The sequence below is a fragment of the Variovorax sp. 10L421 genome (assembly GCF_056395365.1).
In genome coordinates, this window is the sequence record NZ_JBFTJJ010000020.1 from 51,247 (window position 1) to 66,472 (window position 15,226).

The window sequence follows — 15,226 nt, forward strand, 5'->3', positions numbered from 1 at the left end:
CGCGTATGTGGGGGTCGGTATGCCACGTACGGGGAAACCCTTGCGCGCATGCTGCAATTCCCGGGCCACGCGAAGGCCCCGTCGGCGGTCAGCTGTGCGCGATGGCCACCCACGCCGTGGCGACCAGCGTGCAACCCGCCGCCGCGAGCAGGCCGCCGACCAGCCATTTGAGCGTGCGCGGCTGCAGCCTGTTCGGCAGCCGGTGGTGCAGCCGCGTCGCGCCGTAGACGACCGGCATCGCGCAGCCGGCCAGCAGCGCCGCGCGCCACGAGAAATGCCCCGTCGGCACCACGATGACGAGCCGCACCAGCGAGTTGAACGCGAACATCAGCAGCAGCGCGCGGCGCGCCAGCTCGCGGTCCAGCGGCTGGCGGTACATGTGGAAGACGATCGGCGGCCCCGAGCTCGAGAACAGCCCGCCCAGGACGCCCGACAACCCGCCGACGACGGCGAAGCTCGCGCGGCCCGACACCGCCGGCAGCGGTCTGGCCTGCAGCACCAGCAGCACCGCGCAGCCCAGGATCGACACGCCCAGCAACCCGCGCAGCCAGTCGACCGCGTCGCCGCTGAGCCAGTTCAGCAGCACGAGCCCGACAATCACGCCGACCGTACTGCCATTGAGCGCCGGCTTCATGAGCTGCCAGGGCACCACGCCGGGCCGGGCGCGGAAGTACGTCCATGCGTTGATCAGGCTCAGCACCGTGGCGGCGTTGGCCGTGTCGCTCACGCTGGCGACGTGGAACACCGACACCAGCCCGAGCAGGATCAGGCTGAATGCGAAGCCCGTGAGGTTCTGCGCATAGGTGGCGAGCGCGACGCAGGCCATGAAGACCAGCACCGGGCCGGCCTCGGAAAGAATCGCTTGCACGGGTCCGGTCTCAGCGCACCATGTCCCAGCCCATCATCAGGGCCGCGAATCCCATCAGGGCGGTGCCGCCCCAGCCGAGCCACCGGGTCCGGCGCCCGGAGGTGAACACGCCCATCACCTTCTCCCGCGTCACGAGAACCATCATGGCCGCCATGATCGGAACCGCGACCACCCCGTTGATGACCGCGCTCCAATAAAGCGCCTTCATGGGGTCGATGGGCGTGAAGTCCAGCGCCGTGCCGACCAGCGTGGCCACGGCGATGATCCCGTAGAACTCCTTGGCCTCCCGCCAGTGCCGCTCCAGTCCTTCTTCCCAGCCGAAGGCCTCGGCCACCGCATAAGCCGCGGAAGACGCGAGCACGGGCACGGCCAGCAGGCCGGTGGCGATGATGCCGCCGGCAAACAGCCAGAAGGCGAAATCGCCGGCCAGCGGGCGCAGCGCCTCGGCCGCCTGCGCCGCGGAGGTCACGTCGTGCACCCCGGCCGTGTACAGCACCGATGCGCCCACCACCATCACGAAGAAGGCGATGAGGTTGGAGAAGGTCATGCCCACCCAGGTGTCCAGGCGCACGCGCCGCAGGTCGTGCTGCACCTGCTCGTCCGTCCCGCGCCGCCCGCCCTTGAGCCGGAGCTCCTCGACTTCCTGCGACGCCTGCCAGAAGAACAGGTAGGGCGAGATCGTGGTGCCCAGGAGCGCCACGATCATCATCCAGTAGTCGCCGCTCCATTGCAGCCTGGGCACCACGAGGTCGTGCAGCACCCGCCCCCATTCCACCTGCACCGCGAGCACCGCAGCAACGTAGGCGAACAGCGTGAGCGTCAGCCACTTGAGGATATGGGCCAGCTTGCGGTAGGGCACGAATACCTGCAGCAGCACCGTCACCACGCCGAAGGCCAGCGCATGGAAATGCGCCCCGCCACCCACCACCAACTGCAGCGCCTCCCCCATCGCCGCAATGTCAGCCGCGATGTTGATGGTGTTCGCCACCACCAGCAGAAAAACCAGCGCGACCAGGAAGCTGCGCGGCATGTGCTCGCGCAGGTTGGCCGCCACGCCCTTGCCGGTCACGCGCCCGATGCGCGCCGACACCAGCTGGATCGCCACCATGAACGGCAGCGACAGGAACACCGTCCACAGCAGCCCGGTGCCGAACTGCGCGCCGGCCTGGGTGTAGGTCGCGATGCCCGACGGATCGTCGTCGGCCGCGCCGGTGACGACGCCCGGGCCGACGTGGCGCAGGAAGGAGGGAATGCGTTTTTTCATGTTCGCCCGATGGTGGCATGCCGAGCCTGACCAGTACATGAACCGCGCGCAGGCCCATGGCTTCTCATGACGCCTTCTCCGAGAACAGCGCCGTAATGACCTGCCGCAGCCAGCGGTTGCCCGGGTCGGCCTCGAAGCGCTTGCTCCAGTGCAGCGACACCGTGAAGTCGCGCAGCGGAAACGGCGGCTCGACGATGGCATGGCCGCCCTCCCCGGCAAAGCCGCGCGCGATGTTGCGCGGCATCACCACCGCCAGGTCGGTCGCGCGCACGATGGCCGGCAGCACCATGAAGTGCTCGGTCGTCAGCCGCACCCGGTCCTCGAGGTTCAGCAGTTGCAGGATGCGCAGGGTGTCGGCGTGTGTGCGCACGGCCACGTAGTCGAGCTCCTGCAGCGCATCGAGCAATGCCTGGCCGCTGCGCCGGCGCTTCAGGAAGGGATGGTCCTTGCGCAACAGCACGATGTAGCGGTCCTTCAGCAGCTGCGTGCGCTGCGTGTCCTTCACGCGGGGCAAAAAACCGAAGGCGAAGTCGACCTTGCCGCTGTCCAGCGCAGTGGTGATCTCGCCCGCCGCCAGCGGCATGGTCTCGACCCGCAGGCCCGGCGCCAGCTCGCGCAGCCGCGCCATCAGCGGCGGCAGGAAGCGCCCCTCGCCGATGTCGCTCATGTGGATTCGGAACAGCTTGCGGGAGGCCGCCGGGTCGAAGCGCTCGGGCTCGCTCAGCGCCTGCTGCAGGGTGGCCAGCGCCGACTGCACCGACACCGCCAGCCGCTCGGCGCGCGGCGTCGGCGCCACGCCGCCGGGGGTGCGTGTGAAGAGTGCGTCGCCCAGCAGCAGGCGCAGCCGGGTCAGGCCGTGGCTGGCGGCCGGCTGCGTCAGGCCCAGGGCCTCGGCCGCGCGGCTCACGTTGCGGGTCCGGTAGACCGCATCGAAGAGCCGCAGCAGGTTGAGGTCCACCTCATCGATATGCACTGAGTTCATATTGGATAGCTGGATTATTTTATTGAAGTATGGCGCCGCAACCACCACACTGCCGCGTTCCCCCTCACGACCAGAACACGGCGAGACACGATGGAAGTTTCATTCAGCAAGGAAGTGGAAATGCTGCGCCTCGGCGCAGGCGACACCTTCCACGGCGAGGGCATCCTCGCGATCACCAAGGGCCTGCTGCAGTCGGGCGTGGCCTACGTCGGCGGCTACCAGGGGGCGCCGGTGTCGCACCTGCTCGACGTCATGGTCCAGGGCAAGGCCTACATGGACGAGCTGGGCGTGCACGTGGAGGCCTGTTCGAACGAGGCCTCGGCCGCCGCGATGCTCGGCGCGTCCATTCACTACCCGCTGCGCGGCGCGGTCACCTGGAAGTCGATAGTCGGCACCAACGTGGCGGCCGATGCGCTCTCCAACCTCTCTTCGCCGGGCGTCACGGGCGGCGTACTGGTAGTGGTGGGCGAGGACTACGGCGAAGGCGCCAGCGTGATCCAGGAGCGCACGCATGCCTATGCGCTCAAGTCGAGCATGTGCCTGCTCGACCCGCGGCCCGACCTCGGCGTGATGGTGCGCATGGTGGAAGAAGGCTTCCGCCTGTCCGAGAGCTCGAACATGCCCTGCCTGATGGAGCTGCGCATCCGCACCTGCCACGTGCGCGGCAGCTTCGAGTGCAAGGACAACATCGCGCCTGCCGTATCGACCCGCGCGCTGATGACCGAGCCCGCGGGCTTCGACTACATGCGGCTCGCGCACCCGCCCGTCACCTTCCGCCACGAGAAGCTCAAGGGCGACGAACGCATGCCGGCGGCGCGCCGCTACATCGTCGAGCACGGCCTCAACGAGCTGATGCCCGGCGGGCGCCACGCGGACCTCGGCATCGTGGTGCAGGGCGGCCTCTACAACGCGCTGATCCGCAGCCTGCAGCAGCAGGGGCTGGCCGATGCCTTCGGCGAGACGGACATTCCGATCCTCGTGCTCAACGTGACCTATCCGCTGGTGCCGGAGCAGGTCGCCGACTTCTGCGTGGGCAAGCGCGCGGTGCTGGTGGTGGAGGAAGGCCAGCCCGAGTACATCGAGCAGGACATCGCCACGCTGCTGCGCCGGCGCGACATCCAGACGCCGCTGCACGGCAAGGACATGCTGCCGTCGGCGGGCGAGTACGGCGTCGAAGTGCTGTCGGGCGGCATCGGCGCCTTTGCCGCGAAGTACGTCGCGGCGAGCGAGGCCTTGTCTTCAGCGCAGGCCTGGCTGGCCGGCAATCGCGAACGCCGCGAAGCGGTGGCGCGGCAACTGGCCACACCGCTGCCCAACCGGCCGCCAAGCTTCTGCATCGGCTGCCCGGAGCGGCCCGTGTTCTCGGCCCTCAAGCTCGCGCAGCAGGAAACAGGGCCGGTACACATCGCGGCCGACATCGGCTGCCATGCCTTCGGCACCTTCGAGCCCTTCTCGATGGGCCACTCGATCCTGGGCTACGGCATGAGCCTCGCGAGCCGTGCGGGCGTGGCGCCGATGATGAACCGCCGCACGCTCTCGATCATGGGCGACGGCGGCTTCTGGCACAACGGCCTGCTCACCGGCGTGCAGAGCGCGCTGTTCAACGGCGACGACGCGGTGCTGCTGATCTTCAAGAACGGCTACACCTCGGCCACCGGCACGCAGGACATCATCTCCACGCCCGACAACGAGACGAAAGAGCGCGCCGTCGACAAGCAGCAGAGCCTGGTCGACAAGAACCAGACCATCGAGGACACGCTCAAGGGCCTGGGCGTGAAATGGATGCGCACCGTCACCACCTACGACGTGGAGCGCATGCGCAAGACGCTCACCGAAGCGCTCACCAGCGACTTCAACGGCCTGAAGGTGGTGATCGCCGAGGGCGAATGCCAGCTCGAGCGCCAGCGCCGCATCAAGCCGTGGCTCGCCGGCCTGCTTCAGCGCGGCGAACGCGTGGTGCGCGTGAAGTACGGCGTCGACGAGGACGTGTGCAACGGCGACCACGCCTGCATCCGCCTGTCGGGCTGCCCGACGCTCACGCTCAAGGACAACCCCGATCCGCTCAAGGTCGACCCCGTGGCCACCGTGATCGACGGCTGCGTGGGCTGCGGGCTGTGCGGCGCGAATGCGCACGCGGCCACGCTGTGCCCGAGCTTCTACCGCGCCGAGGTGGTGCAGAACCCGAGGTGGCATGAACGCCTGCTGCACGGGTTGCGCGGCGCGGTCGTTCGCGCGCTTCAACCGGCATGAGGAGCGAAGTCATGGAGAACAACCGCCCCATCACCCTGCTCGTCTGCGCCCTCGGCGGCGAAGGCGGCGGCGTGCTCACCGAATGGCTGGTCGACATCGCGCGCCACGCCGGCTACGCCGCGCAGAGCACGTCGATCCCCGGCGTGGCACAGCGCACCGGCGCCACCACCTACTACATCGAGGTGTTCCCCGTGCCGCTCGCGCAGCTCGGCGGCAGGCGCCCGGTGTTCAGCCTGAGCCCGGTGCCGGGCACGCTCGATGCGATCGTGTCGTCGGAGCTGCTCGAGACCGCGCGCCAGATCGGCAACGGCATGAGCGCGCCGCTGCGCACGCTGGTCATCAGTTCGTCGGCGCGCATCCTCACGACGGCCGAACGCATGGAGCCCGGCGACGGCCGCGCCGATGCGCAGCGCCTCGTCGACGTGGTAAAGGCCTTCAGCCGCGAGCACCATGTGTTCGACATGAATGCCATCGCGCGCGACAGTGGCACGGTGGTCAGCGCGGTGATGCTCGGCGCCATCGCGGGCAGCGGGTTGTTCCCGTTCCCACGTGAAGCCTATGAACACGTGGTGCGCGGCGGCGATACCAGCGCACCCGGCAAGCTCGGCAAGATGGCGGCCGCCAGCCTGCGCGGCTTTGCGGCGGCTTTCGACGCGGTGAGTGCGCCGCGCGTGCAGGCCGCGTTCGTCAGCAGCGTGCTCGCCGGCGACACCAACGACGCGCCACCGCCGGCCAGCGCCCTGCCCGCCGACCTCGCAGGGCGCTTCCCGCCCGCCGTGCACGACATGCTCGCGCTCGGCCATGCCCGCGTGCTCGACTACCAGGACGCCGCCTACGCCGCGCTCTACGCCGACCGGCTGGCCCGCGTGCTCGACGCCGAGCGCGCCGCCGACCCGGCCGGCACGCAGGGCTTCGCCATCACCCGGGAGATGGCGCGCTGGCTCGCGCTGTGGATGGCCTTCGACGACATCGTGCGCGTGGCCGCACTCAAGGGCCGTGCGAGCCGCGCACAGCGGGTGCGGCAAGAGGTGCGGGCCGGCGACGACGACATCGTGAAGGTCTACGACCACTTCAAGCCCGGCGCCGCCGAGTTCGCGGCGCTGCTGCCTCCTTCGCTGTCACGCCGCGTGACAACCTGGGACCGGGGCCGGCAGGCGCGCGGCCTCGCGCCGTGGGCGCTGCCGCTGAAAGTGGGCAGCCATTCGGTGTTCGGCATGGCCTCGCTGCGGCTGCTGGCTTCGCTGCGCTGGCTGCGCCGCCGCGGCAGCCGCTTTGCCGAGGAGCAGGCGTTGATCGAACGCTGGCTCGCCGCCGTGGAGGCGGGCACGCGCGAAGCGTGGGCCCTGGGCCACGAGCTGGCGCTGTGCGGGCGGCTCATCAAGGGTTACGGCAGCACCAACGAACGCGGCAAGGAGAACCTGCTGCACATGACGGACCACCTCGCCGCACAGTCCGGCATTGCGCCGGCCGAGCGAACGCGGGCCGTCGCCGCCGCGCGCACGGCCGCACTGGCCGACGACGCAGGCAAGGCACTCGATGCGGCGCTGGTGGAACACGGCGCGCCCGCCCGCCCCGTCAAGGCGCAGCCCATCCGCTGGATGAAGCGCAAGCCCGTCGGCGGCGCCTGAGACAGAAAGAAGAAGGCACCTGCGATGGCACTGCTGCTCAATGTCGAGGACTACCGGCGCCGTGCCCGGCGCGTTCTGCCGCGCCTGGTGTTCGACTATGTCGACGGCGGCGCGGAAGACGAACGCTGCCTCCGGCGCAACCGCGATGCGCTGGAGGCATTGCCGCTGATCCCGGAGTGTCTGCGCGACACGAGCATGTTGGACATCGGCATCGAACTCTTCGGCAGCCGCTGGCGCGCCCCCTTCGCGGTCGCACCCATCGGGCTGGCCGGCATCGTGCGCCCGCATGCCGATGCGTTGCTGGCCCGCGCCGCACAGGCCGCGCGCGTGCCCTTCATCCTCTCGACGGCATCGAACACCCGCATCGAGGACGTTCGCACCGCCGCCCCCAATGCCACGCTGTGGATGCAGCTCTACGTGATGGGCGAGCGGGCCATCGCCGAGCGCATCGTGCACCGTGCGCGCGCCGCCGGCTTCGAGGCATTGGTGCTCACGGTGGACGTGCCCGTCGGCGGCCTGCGCGAACGCGACCTGCGCCACGGCTTCCGCGTGCCGATGCGGCTCACGCCCGGCACGGTGCTTGACATGGCGAGGCGCCCCGCATGGCTGCTGCGGCTCGCGCGCAGTGGCATGCCGCGGTTCGCCAACCTGCTGCCCGACGACGACGGCGCCCCCATCTCCCCGCAAGCCCAGGCCGCGCTGCTCTCGCGCACCATGGACCGCACGCTGACCTGGGAAAGCCTGGCGTGGCTGCGCCGGCTCTGGGACGGCCCGCTGCTCGTCAAGGGCCTGCTGGGCGCGGAAGACGCCCGGCGTGCCGTGCGGCACGGCGCGGACGGCATCGTGGTCTCGAACCACGGCGGACGCCAGCTCGACGCGGCACCGGCCAGCATCGCAGCGCTTCCCGCCATTGCCGATGCGGTCGGCGGCCGCATTCCCGTGCTCGTGGATGGCGGCATCCGGCGCGGCAGCGACGTCGCGAAGGCGCTCGCACTGGGCGCTTGCGCGGTCCTCCTTGGCCGTGCGCCGCTCTATGGACTGGCCTGCGACGGCGGGCAGGGCGCGCTGTCGGTGCTGCAGTTGCTGGCGCAGGAGACCGAACGCACGATGACGCTGCTCGGCGCGGCGCATCCGCGCGAACTCGGGCCGCGCCACGTCGACCAGCCCGCACCGCGTTCGCCCGACGCACAGAACGGCTTCGCGCAACAGCCTCTGGAAGGCACGCGCGGGAAACCCTCCATTTACCCCGCACGCGCGCCTGCCTAGGCTCGCCCCAGCTCGACGATTCACGCCATCCATAACGAAGGAGACCATGAAAGCCAATCGCCATTCCCGCCGCCGCGGCACGCGTCCGCAACGCATCGCCCGCATCCGCCCCCTCGCCCTGCTCGCAGCCTGCGCCGCGCTCGTCGCGGGCACGCCCGCCGTGCAGGCGCAAGACAAGCCGGTGCAGCTCAAGCTGTCGAGCTGGGTGCCCGCGCAACACCCGCTCAACCCCGCGCTGCAGGCCTGGGCCGACGACATCAAGAAGGAATCGGGCGGCACCATCACCGCGATCCTGTTTCCGTCGGAACAGCTCGGCAAGGCCTTCGACCACTACGACATGGCGCGCGACGGCATCGCGGACTTCTCGTACGTGAACCCCGGCTACCAGCCCGGCCGCTTCCCGGTGATGGCGGGTGCGTCGCTGCCCTTCCTTTTCGCCAACGGCAAGGAAGGCTCTGCCGCCATCGACGCCTGGTACCGCAACTACGCGGCCAAGGAGATGAAGGACGTCAAGTACTGCTTCGCGTTCGTGCACGACCCCGGCACCTTCCACTCTCGCAAGAAGATCACCGTGCCCACCGACATCAAGGGCATGAAGGTGCGCCCGGCCACCAGCACCGTGGGCCAGCTCATCACCTCGCTGGGCGGCACCAACGTACAGGCCTCCGCGCCCGAATCGCGCGACATGCTGGAGCGCGGCGTGGCCGACGCCATCACCTTTCCGTGGGGCTCCATCGGCCTGTTCGGGATCGACAAGGTGGTGAAGTACCACATGGACGTGCCGCTGTACGTCACGCCCTTCGTGTGGGTGATGAACAAGGGCAAGTACGACGCCATGTCCACCGCGCAGAAGAAGGTGATCGACGGCCATTGCACCAGCGAATGGGCACAGAAGGTGGCCGGTCCGTGGGCGGACTTCGAGTTCGCGGGGCACGCCAAGATGGCCGCGCTGCCGGGCCACGAGATCTACAAGCTCACGCCTGAGCAGCTCGATGCATGGCGCAAGGCGGCCGCGCCGTCGGAAGCGCAATGGGCCGAGAGCGTGAAGAAGGTGGGTGAAGACCCGAAGGCCATCATGGACGCACTGAAGGCCAGCCTCGTCAAGTACAAATCGGCGCTCTGAGCGATGGCTACACGGTCCGCCAGCTACATGGACCGCGCGATCAGCACGATTGAGTGGCTTGCCGCCATCTTCGTGGGGATCGTCGCGCTCAACATCTTCGTGGCCGTGGTGCTGCGCAAGTTCTTCGACACCTCGATTCCCGATGCGTACGACTTCGGCCGCATGCTGCTGGGCATCCTGATCTTCTGGGGCATCGCAGCCACCAGCTACCGGGGCGGCCACATCACCGTCGACCTGGTGTGGACGGCGGCGAGCCCGCGCATGAAGCGCGTGATCGACGTGTTCGCCACGCTGGTACTGCTGTTCGTGGTGGCGGTGCAGACCATCATGCTGTTCGACAAGGTGCGCGGCACCTACGTCGACAACGTGCAGACCTACGACCTCAACATCCCGACCTGGCCCTTCTACGCCGTGGCCTGGACGGGCGACGTGTGCGCGGTGCTGCTGATCGCCATCCGCACCTACCGCCTGATCTTCCATCCGGAGCAGCTCGAAGAACTCCACGCTGAACAGAAAGCCGACGAATGAGCCCCGATGCAGTTGCAGTCCTGGGCTTCGTCGCCCTCTTTGTCCTGATGCTGTTGCGCGTGCCGGTCGGCATGGCGATGGGGCTGGTGGGTGTGGTCGGCTACAGCTACCTCGTCGGCCCCGGCCCCGCGCTGAAACTGGTCGGCCAGACCTCCATGCGCACCGTGACCGACTACACCTTCGGCGTGATCCCGATGTTCATGCTGATGGGCGCGCTGGTGTCGGTGTCGGGCGTGAGCCGCGAGCTCTTCAAGGCCGCGAACTCGATGATCGGCCACCTGCGCGGCGGGCTCGGCGTCGCCACCGTGGTGGCGTGCGGCGGCTTCGCGGCGATCTGCGGATCGTCGGTGGCCACGGCCGCCACGTTCTCGGCGGTGGCGTACCCGGAGATGCGGCGCTTCAACTATCCGCAGTCGTTCTCCACCGGCGTGATCGCCGCGGGCGGCACGCTGGGCGCGATCCTGCCGCCATCGACGGTGCTCGCGGTGTACGCCATCCTCACGCAGCAGGACATCGGCAAGCTCTTCATGGCGGGCATCGTGCCCGGCGTTCTCGCGATGGCGATGTACGTGATGACCATTGCCATCATCGTCAAGCTGCGGCCCGACTGGCTGCCCGGCGGCGAGGTCAAGCCGTGGCCGGAGCGCTTCAAGGACCTGAAGAACGTGTGGGCGCCGCTGGTGCTGTTCGTGTTCGTCATCGGCGGCCTGTATGGCGGCTTCTTCACGCCGACCGAGGCGGGCGGCGTGGGCGCGAGCGGCGCGTTCATCCTCGGGCTGGTGCGGCGCAAGCTCGACGGCCCGAAGATCCGCGAGGCGCTGCTCTCGGCCACGCGCACGGCGGCGGCGGTGTTCACGGTGCTGATCGGCGCGCTGCTGTTCGGCTACTTCCTCACCATCACGCAGAGCCCGCAGAAGCTCACCGAATTCCTCACCGGCCTGGGCATCGGCCGCTACGGCGTGCTCGCGCTCATCATGCTGATGTACCTGGTGCTCGGCTGCCTGATGGACGCGATGGCCATGATCATCCTGACCGTGCCCATCATCTATCCGGTGATCGTGCACCTGGGCTTCGACCCGATCTGGTTCGGCGTGATCATCGTGATGACGGTGGAGCTGGGGCTGATCCATCCGCCGGTGGGCATGAACGTGTTCGTCATCAAGAGCGTGGTGAAGGACGTGAGCTTCACTACCATCTTCAAGGGCGTGCTGCCGTTCATCGTGACCGACATCGTGCGGCTTGTGATCCTGATCGCGTTCCCCATCATTGCCCTGTGGCTACCGACGAGAATGGGCTGATGAGCAACAGCGACAAAGAAATCGTCTACACCGTGCGCATCGAATTCGGCGACTGCGACCCGGCCGGCATCGTCTGGTTTCCCAATTTCTTCCGCTGGATCGATGCGGCCTCGCGGCATTTCTTTGCCGAATGCGGCGTGCCGCGCTGGGAAGAAGCGACGGGCACGCTCGGCGTGATCGGCACGCCGCTGGTCGACACGCACACGCGCTTCGTGAAGGCGGCGACCTACGGCGACACGCTGCGCATCGCAGTGCGCATCACCGAGTGGCGCGAGAAGAGCTTCGTGCAGACGTACCGGGCGACGCGCGGGGACGAGCTGATCCTCGAATGCGAGGAGGTGCGGATCTTCGCTGCGAAGCGTGAGGGCGGCGGCATTCGCGCGGTGCAGATTCCGCCATCGATTCGCGCGCTCTGCGAATAAGTCGCGTCGCGAGAAGACCTTGCACCGCATCGTGGAACGCCGTCCCAAGGGTTGACTCGCCGCATGCCGCAGTGCAACAATCCGGAATCTTCATTTCGGAGCCCCGTGCGTGGACAGTGCCAGTTGGATCAGTGACAAGACGCGTGCCTCGGCAGGCGTGACACACCCGGCTCTCTAGCGCAGGCTCCCCCGCGCTGCGTTGCCGGTGTGCACACAGCGTGACTCTCTTGCCTTGCGGCAAGCGGCTCCCTCCTCCCGATTCCCGTCGTTCTCGTTACTGACTTTTTCAGTCAGCTTGCGTGCGTCCGTGCGCGAGGCCCTTCAACGCGAAGGAGCCTTGTCATGCGTCACTTTCATCTTTGTCGTCAACCGCACGAACAGCGCGTCCGCTCGTCGGCGCAGGAGCCTGCGCGCACCGTCGATGCTGCCGCAGCGCCGGCCGTCGATGCGGCGCTGGACCAGGCCGCCGCGTTGTGGACCACACGCCGCATCCGCAGCTTTCTCGTGCTCCAGCCGACCTGCACGCGCCGCCGCTGAGCCGCTCCACGCGCCCGTCCTTCCTCGACCTGCCAGCAATACAGGAGCACCCCATGGACCCAGCCTCTCGTTGGCGCCGTAGCGCGCCCCCTTCGCTTCGATCGATTACAGCACCAACAACGCGGCCCGCCGCCGCGCTTCGCAAAGGGTTGCCCCTGGCTCGTTGAGGCCGGTGGTTCTCCCCGGGGCGGGCGGCGGCCGCCCCGAAGGAGAACCCCATGAAAAACGTCCTGAAGTCTTTCTTCGAAAGCTTCCTGCGCAGCCGCCACATGCTGCATCACTTCGAGCGCTGGCAGACGCTGCTGGGCTCGAAGCCCGTCGGCACCGGCTCCTCCGTCAGCATGCCGCCCGACATCGCGAAGGCACTGGGCGCCGCCTCGCGCACCGATGCCGGCGAGATGCTCGTCAAGCTCAACAGCTCGCCGCGCGGCCTGAGCGAAGGCCATGCGCAGGTTCTGCGCAAGCGCCTCGGTAGCAACGAGGTGCGCCATGAGCAGCCACTGCCCTGGTGGCAGCACCTGTGGCAGTGCTACCGCAATCCGTTCAACCTGCTGCTGACGGTGCTGGCGTTGGTTTCCTATGTCACCGAGGACATGAAGGCCACGCTCGTGATCGGCAGCATGGTCGTGCTGTCGACGGTGCTGCGCTTCCTGCAGGAGTCGCGCTCCAACAAGGCGGCCGACCGGCTCAAGGCGATGGTGAGCAACACCTCGACCGTGCTGCGACCCGAGCCGGGCTACAAGGCGGGCGTGGCCGGCATCGAGGGCTTCGACGCCACGCACGCCGGCACGGTGCGCGTCGAGGTGCCGATGCGCGACCTGGTGCCGGGCGAAGTCATCGCGCTGTCGGCCGGCGACATGATCCCGGCCGACTGCCGCCTGCTCACCGCCAAGGACCTGTTCATCAGCCAGTCCGCGCTGACGGGCGAGGCCATGCCGGTCGAGAAATTCGTGGTCGACCGCGGCGACCAATCAGCGGGCGTGCTAGAGCGCGAGAACCTGCTCTTCATGGGCACCAACGTGATCAGCGGCACGGCCACCGCGCTCATCGTGCACACCGGCGACCGCACCTTCTTCGGCGCGCTGGCCCAGCGCGTGACGGCCACCGACCGCGGAACCAGCGCCTTCCAGGCCGGCATCAACCGCGTGAGCTGGGTGCTGATCCGCTTCATGCTGGTGATGGCACCGCTGGTGCTGGTGATCAACGGCGTGGCCAAGGGCGACTGGTGGGAGGCGGCGCTGTTCGCGCTGTCGATCGCGGTCGGCCTCACGCCCGAGATGCTGCCGATGATCGTGACGGCCACGCTGGCCAAGGGCGCGGTCGTGATGTCGCGCCAGAAGGTGATCGTGAAGCGGCTCGAAGCGATCCACAACTTCGGCGCGATGGACGTGCTGTGCACCGACAAGACCGGCACGCTGACGCAGGACCGCATCGTGCTCGAGCGCCATACCAACGCCTGGGGCGAGGAGTCGGACCATGTGCTGCAGCTGGCCTACCTCAACAGCTTTCACCAGACGGGGCTGAAGAACCTGCTCGACAAGGCCGTGCTGAGCCACGCCGAGATGCAGCTCGAGACGCGCCTGCAGACGGCCTGGCGCAAGATCGACGAAGTGCCCTTCGATTTCTCGCGCCGCCGCATGTCGGTGGTGGTGGCCAACGGCGGCAGCGAGCACCTGCTGATCTGCAAGGGTGCGCTGGAGGAGATCCTGTCGGTGTGCACCTCGGTCGAGCGCGGCGCCGAGGTGCTGGCGCTCGATGCCGAGGTGTTGGCGCGCATCCATCGCGTGGCGTCGGAGCTCAATGCACAGGGCCTGCGCGTGGTGGCCGTGGCGAGCCGCGCGCTGGCGGCCGGGGCACAGAAGCCGGCTTACGGCGTGGCCGACGAATCGGGGCTCACGCTGCTCGGCTACGTGGCCTTTCTCGATCCGCCGAAGGAATCGACCGCGCCGGCGCTGCGCGCATTGGCCGAGCATGGCGTGTCGGTGAAGGTGCTGACCGGCGACAACGAGCTGGTCACGCGCAAGGTCTGCGCCGACGTGGGACTGGAGGTCGGCCGCATGGTGCTCGGCCGCGAGATCGAAGAGCTGGACGACGCCCACCTGCGCACGCTGGTGGAACAGCACCAGGTGTTCGCCAAGCTCACGCCCGCGCACAAGGAGCGCATCGTGCACGCGCTGCATGCCAACGGGCACGTTGTCGGCTTCATGGGCGACGGCATCAACGACGCACCCGCGCTGCGCGCCGCGGACATCGGCATCTCGGTGGACGGCGCGGTGGACGTGGCCAAGGAGTCGGCCGACATCATCCTGCTGGAGAAGAGCCTGATGGTGCTGGAGCAAGGCGTGGTGCAGGGGCGCCGCACTTTCGCGAACATGCTCAAGTACATCAAGCTCACGGCGAGCTCGAACTTCGGCAATGTGTTCTCGGTGCTGGTGGCGAGTGCGTTCCTTCCGTTCCTGCCGATGCTGCCGCTGCATCTGCTGGTGCAGAACCTGCTGTACGACGTGTCGCAGATCGCGATTCCGTTCGACAACGTGGACGATGAATTCCTGAAGGCACCGCAGCGCTGGAATCCGGCGGATCTGGGGCGCTTCATGGTGTTCTTCGGGCCGCTGAGCTCGGTGTTCGACATCCTCACGTTCACGGTGATGTGGTTCGTGTTCGCGGCCAACACGGTGGGCCACCAGACGCTCTTTCAGTCAGGCTGGTTCGTCGAAGGGCTGCTGTCGCAGACGCTGATCGTGCACCTGATCCGCACGCGCAAGATCCCGTTCCTGCAAAGCCGCGCGGCATGGCCGCTGCTGATCATGGGTGCGGCGATCGCGGCCGTAGGCATCTGGCTGCCGATGGGGCCGCTGGCGCACTACTTCAAGCTGCAGGCGCTGCCGCTGATGTACTTCCCTTGGCTGGTCGCGATGCTGCTCGGGTATGCGCTGCTGACGCAGGGTGTGAAGGGGTGGTACGCGCGGCGGTATGGGTGGCAGTGATCTTTCCGCTGAGTGTTCGGGGCGTGAACACCCCCCGAACAGCAGCCTCCCGAACGCCCCGTGACACGCACAT

General features: G+C 68.2%; 12 protein-coding genes. 9 read left to right on the top strand and 3 right to left on the bottom strand.

Features of this window, described 5'->3' with window-relative positions; all coding sequences use genetic code 11:
* Window positions 1–88: 88 nt before the first annotated feature.
* From AC1DFC_RS22290 to AC1DFC_RS22300, 3 genes are all read right to left on the bottom strand, one after another.
* Entirely contained in the window at window positions 89–868 is a 780-nt protein-coding gene (locus AC1DFC_RS22290) for a sulfite exporter TauE/SafE family protein (protein WP_478180017.1), read from the bottom strand.
* 10 nt (window positions 869–878) lie between these two features.
* Window positions 879–2,132 (bottom strand): Nramp family divalent metal transporter, encoded by a 1,254-nt coding sequence (locus AC1DFC_RS22295; RefSeq protein ID WP_413314618.1) that lies wholly within the window; start codon window positions 2,130–2,132, stop codon window positions 879–881.
* A 64-nt stretch (window positions 2,133–2,196) separates the two neighbouring features.
* Window positions 2,197–3,114, bottom strand: a complete 918-nt coding sequence (locus tag AC1DFC_RS22300) for a LysR family transcriptional regulator (RefSeq protein WP_007830581.1) — start codon at window positions 3,112–3,114, stop codon at window positions 2,197–2,199.
* 90 nt (window positions 3,115–3,204) lie between these two features.
* On the opposite strand from AC1DFC_RS22300, the gene AC1DFC_RS22305 reads away from it, so the two are divergent.
* The 9 genes from AC1DFC_RS22305 to mgtA all read left to right on the top strand — a co-directional run bounded on the left by AC1DFC_RS22305 (window position 3,205) and on the right by mgtA (window position 15,153).
* Complete coding sequence (locus AC1DFC_RS22305) at window positions 3,205–5,364, top strand: thiamine pyrophosphate-dependent enzyme (RefSeq protein ID WP_413331921.1); 2,160 nt, start codon at window positions 3,205–3,207, stop codon at window positions 5,362–5,364.
* Window positions 5,365–5,375: 11 nt separating this feature from the next.
* Window positions 5,376–6,992 (top strand): indolepyruvate oxidoreductase subunit beta family protein, encoded by a 1,617-nt coding sequence (locus AC1DFC_RS22310; RefSeq protein WP_478180018.1) that lies wholly within the window; start codon window positions 5,376–5,378, stop codon window positions 6,990–6,992.
* A 24-nt stretch (window positions 6,993–7,016) separates the two neighbouring features.
* On the top strand, window positions 7,017–8,258 hold the full coding sequence (locus tag AC1DFC_RS22315; protein WP_478180019.1) for an alpha-hydroxy acid oxidase: 1,242 nt from the start codon (window positions 7,017–7,019) through the stop codon (window positions 8,256–8,258).
* A gap of 46 nt (window positions 8,259–8,304) precedes the next feature.
* Window positions 8,305–9,381: a TRAP transporter substrate-binding protein gene (locus tag AC1DFC_RS22320; RefSeq protein WP_413314624.1), complete on the top strand. Its 1,077-nt coding sequence runs from the start codon at window positions 8,305–8,307 to the stop codon at window positions 9,379–9,381.
* Between the two features lie 3 nt (window positions 9,382–9,384).
* On the top strand, window positions 9,385–9,909 hold the full coding sequence (locus AC1DFC_RS22325) for a TRAP transporter small permease (RefSeq protein WP_237726055.1): 525 nt from the start codon (window positions 9,385–9,387) through the stop codon (window positions 9,907–9,909).
* The gene (locus AC1DFC_RS22330) at window positions 9,906–11,207 is read left to right on the top strand and encodes a TRAP transporter large permease (RefSeq protein WP_007830589.1); all 1,302 of its coding nucleotides are present in this window, start codon (window positions 9,906–9,908) and stop codon (window positions 11,205–11,207) included. Before AC1DFC_RS22325 ends, AC1DFC_RS22330 begins: the two co-directional genes overlap by 4 nt.
* The gene (locus AC1DFC_RS22335; RefSeq protein ID WP_007830591.1) at window positions 11,207–11,629 is read left to right on the top strand and encodes an acyl-CoA thioesterase; all 423 of its coding nucleotides are present in this window, start codon (window positions 11,207–11,209) and stop codon (window positions 11,627–11,629) included. The genes AC1DFC_RS22330 and AC1DFC_RS22335 overlap by 1 nt, the downstream gene beginning before the upstream one ends.
* A gap of 342 nt (window positions 11,630–11,971) precedes the next feature.
* The gene (locus tag AC1DFC_RS22340) at window positions 11,972–12,166 is read left to right on the top strand and encodes a hypothetical protein (RefSeq protein ID WP_007830596.1); all 195 of its coding nucleotides are present in this window, start codon (window positions 11,972–11,974) and stop codon (window positions 12,164–12,166) included.
* Between the two features lie 218 nt (window positions 12,167–12,384).
* Window positions 12,385–15,153, top strand: coding sequence for a magnesium-translocating P-type ATPase (gene mgtA / locus AC1DFC_RS22345; RefSeq protein WP_007830597.1), 2,769 nt, complete (start codon window positions 12,385–12,387; stop codon window positions 15,151–15,153).
* The last annotated feature ends 73 nt before the right edge of the window (window positions 15,154–15,226 follow it).

Bases quoted from the DNA above. Each gene is read 5' to 3' on its own strand.
- mgtA (WP_007830597.1), top strand. From the start codon at position 12,385: ATGAAAAACGTCCTGAAGTCTTTCTTCGAAAGCTTCCTGCGCAGCCGC.
- AC1DFC_RS22295 (WP_413314618.1), bottom strand. From the start codon at position 2,132: ATGAAAAAACGCATTCCCTCCTTCCTGCGCCACGTCGGCCCGGGCGTC.
- AC1DFC_RS22325 (WP_237726055.1), top strand. From the start codon at position 9,385: ATGGCTACACGGTCCGCCAGCTACATGGACCGCGCGATCAGCACGATT.
- AC1DFC_RS22335 (WP_007830591.1), top strand. From the start codon at position 11,207: ATGAGCAACAGCGACAAAGAAATCGTCTACACCGTGCGCATCGAATTC.
- AC1DFC_RS22320 (WP_413314624.1), top strand. From the start codon at position 8,305: ATGAAAGCCAATCGCCATTCCCGCCGCCGCGGCACGCGTCCGCAACGC.
- AC1DFC_RS22330 (WP_007830589.1), top strand. From the start codon at position 9,906: ATGAGCCCCGATGCAGTTGCAGTCCTGGGCTTCGTCGCCCTCTTTGTC.
- AC1DFC_RS22315 (WP_478180019.1), top strand. From the start codon at position 7,017: ATGGCACTGCTGCTCAATGTCGAGGACTACCGGCGCCGTGCCCGGCGC.
- AC1DFC_RS22310 (WP_478180018.1), top strand. From the start codon at position 5,376: ATGGAGAACAACCGCCCCATCACCCTGCTCGTCTGCGCCCTCGGCGGC.
- AC1DFC_RS22305 (WP_413331921.1), top strand. From the start codon at position 3,205: ATGGAAGTTTCATTCAGCAAGGAAGTGGAAATGCTGCGCCTCGGCGCA.
- AC1DFC_RS22340 (WP_007830596.1), top strand. From the start codon at position 11,972: ATGCGTCACTTTCATCTTTGTCGTCAACCGCACGAACAGCGCGTCCGC.
- AC1DFC_RS22300 (WP_007830581.1), bottom strand. From the start codon at position 3,114: ATGAACTCAGTGCATATCGATGAGGTGGACCTCAACCTGCTGCGGCTC.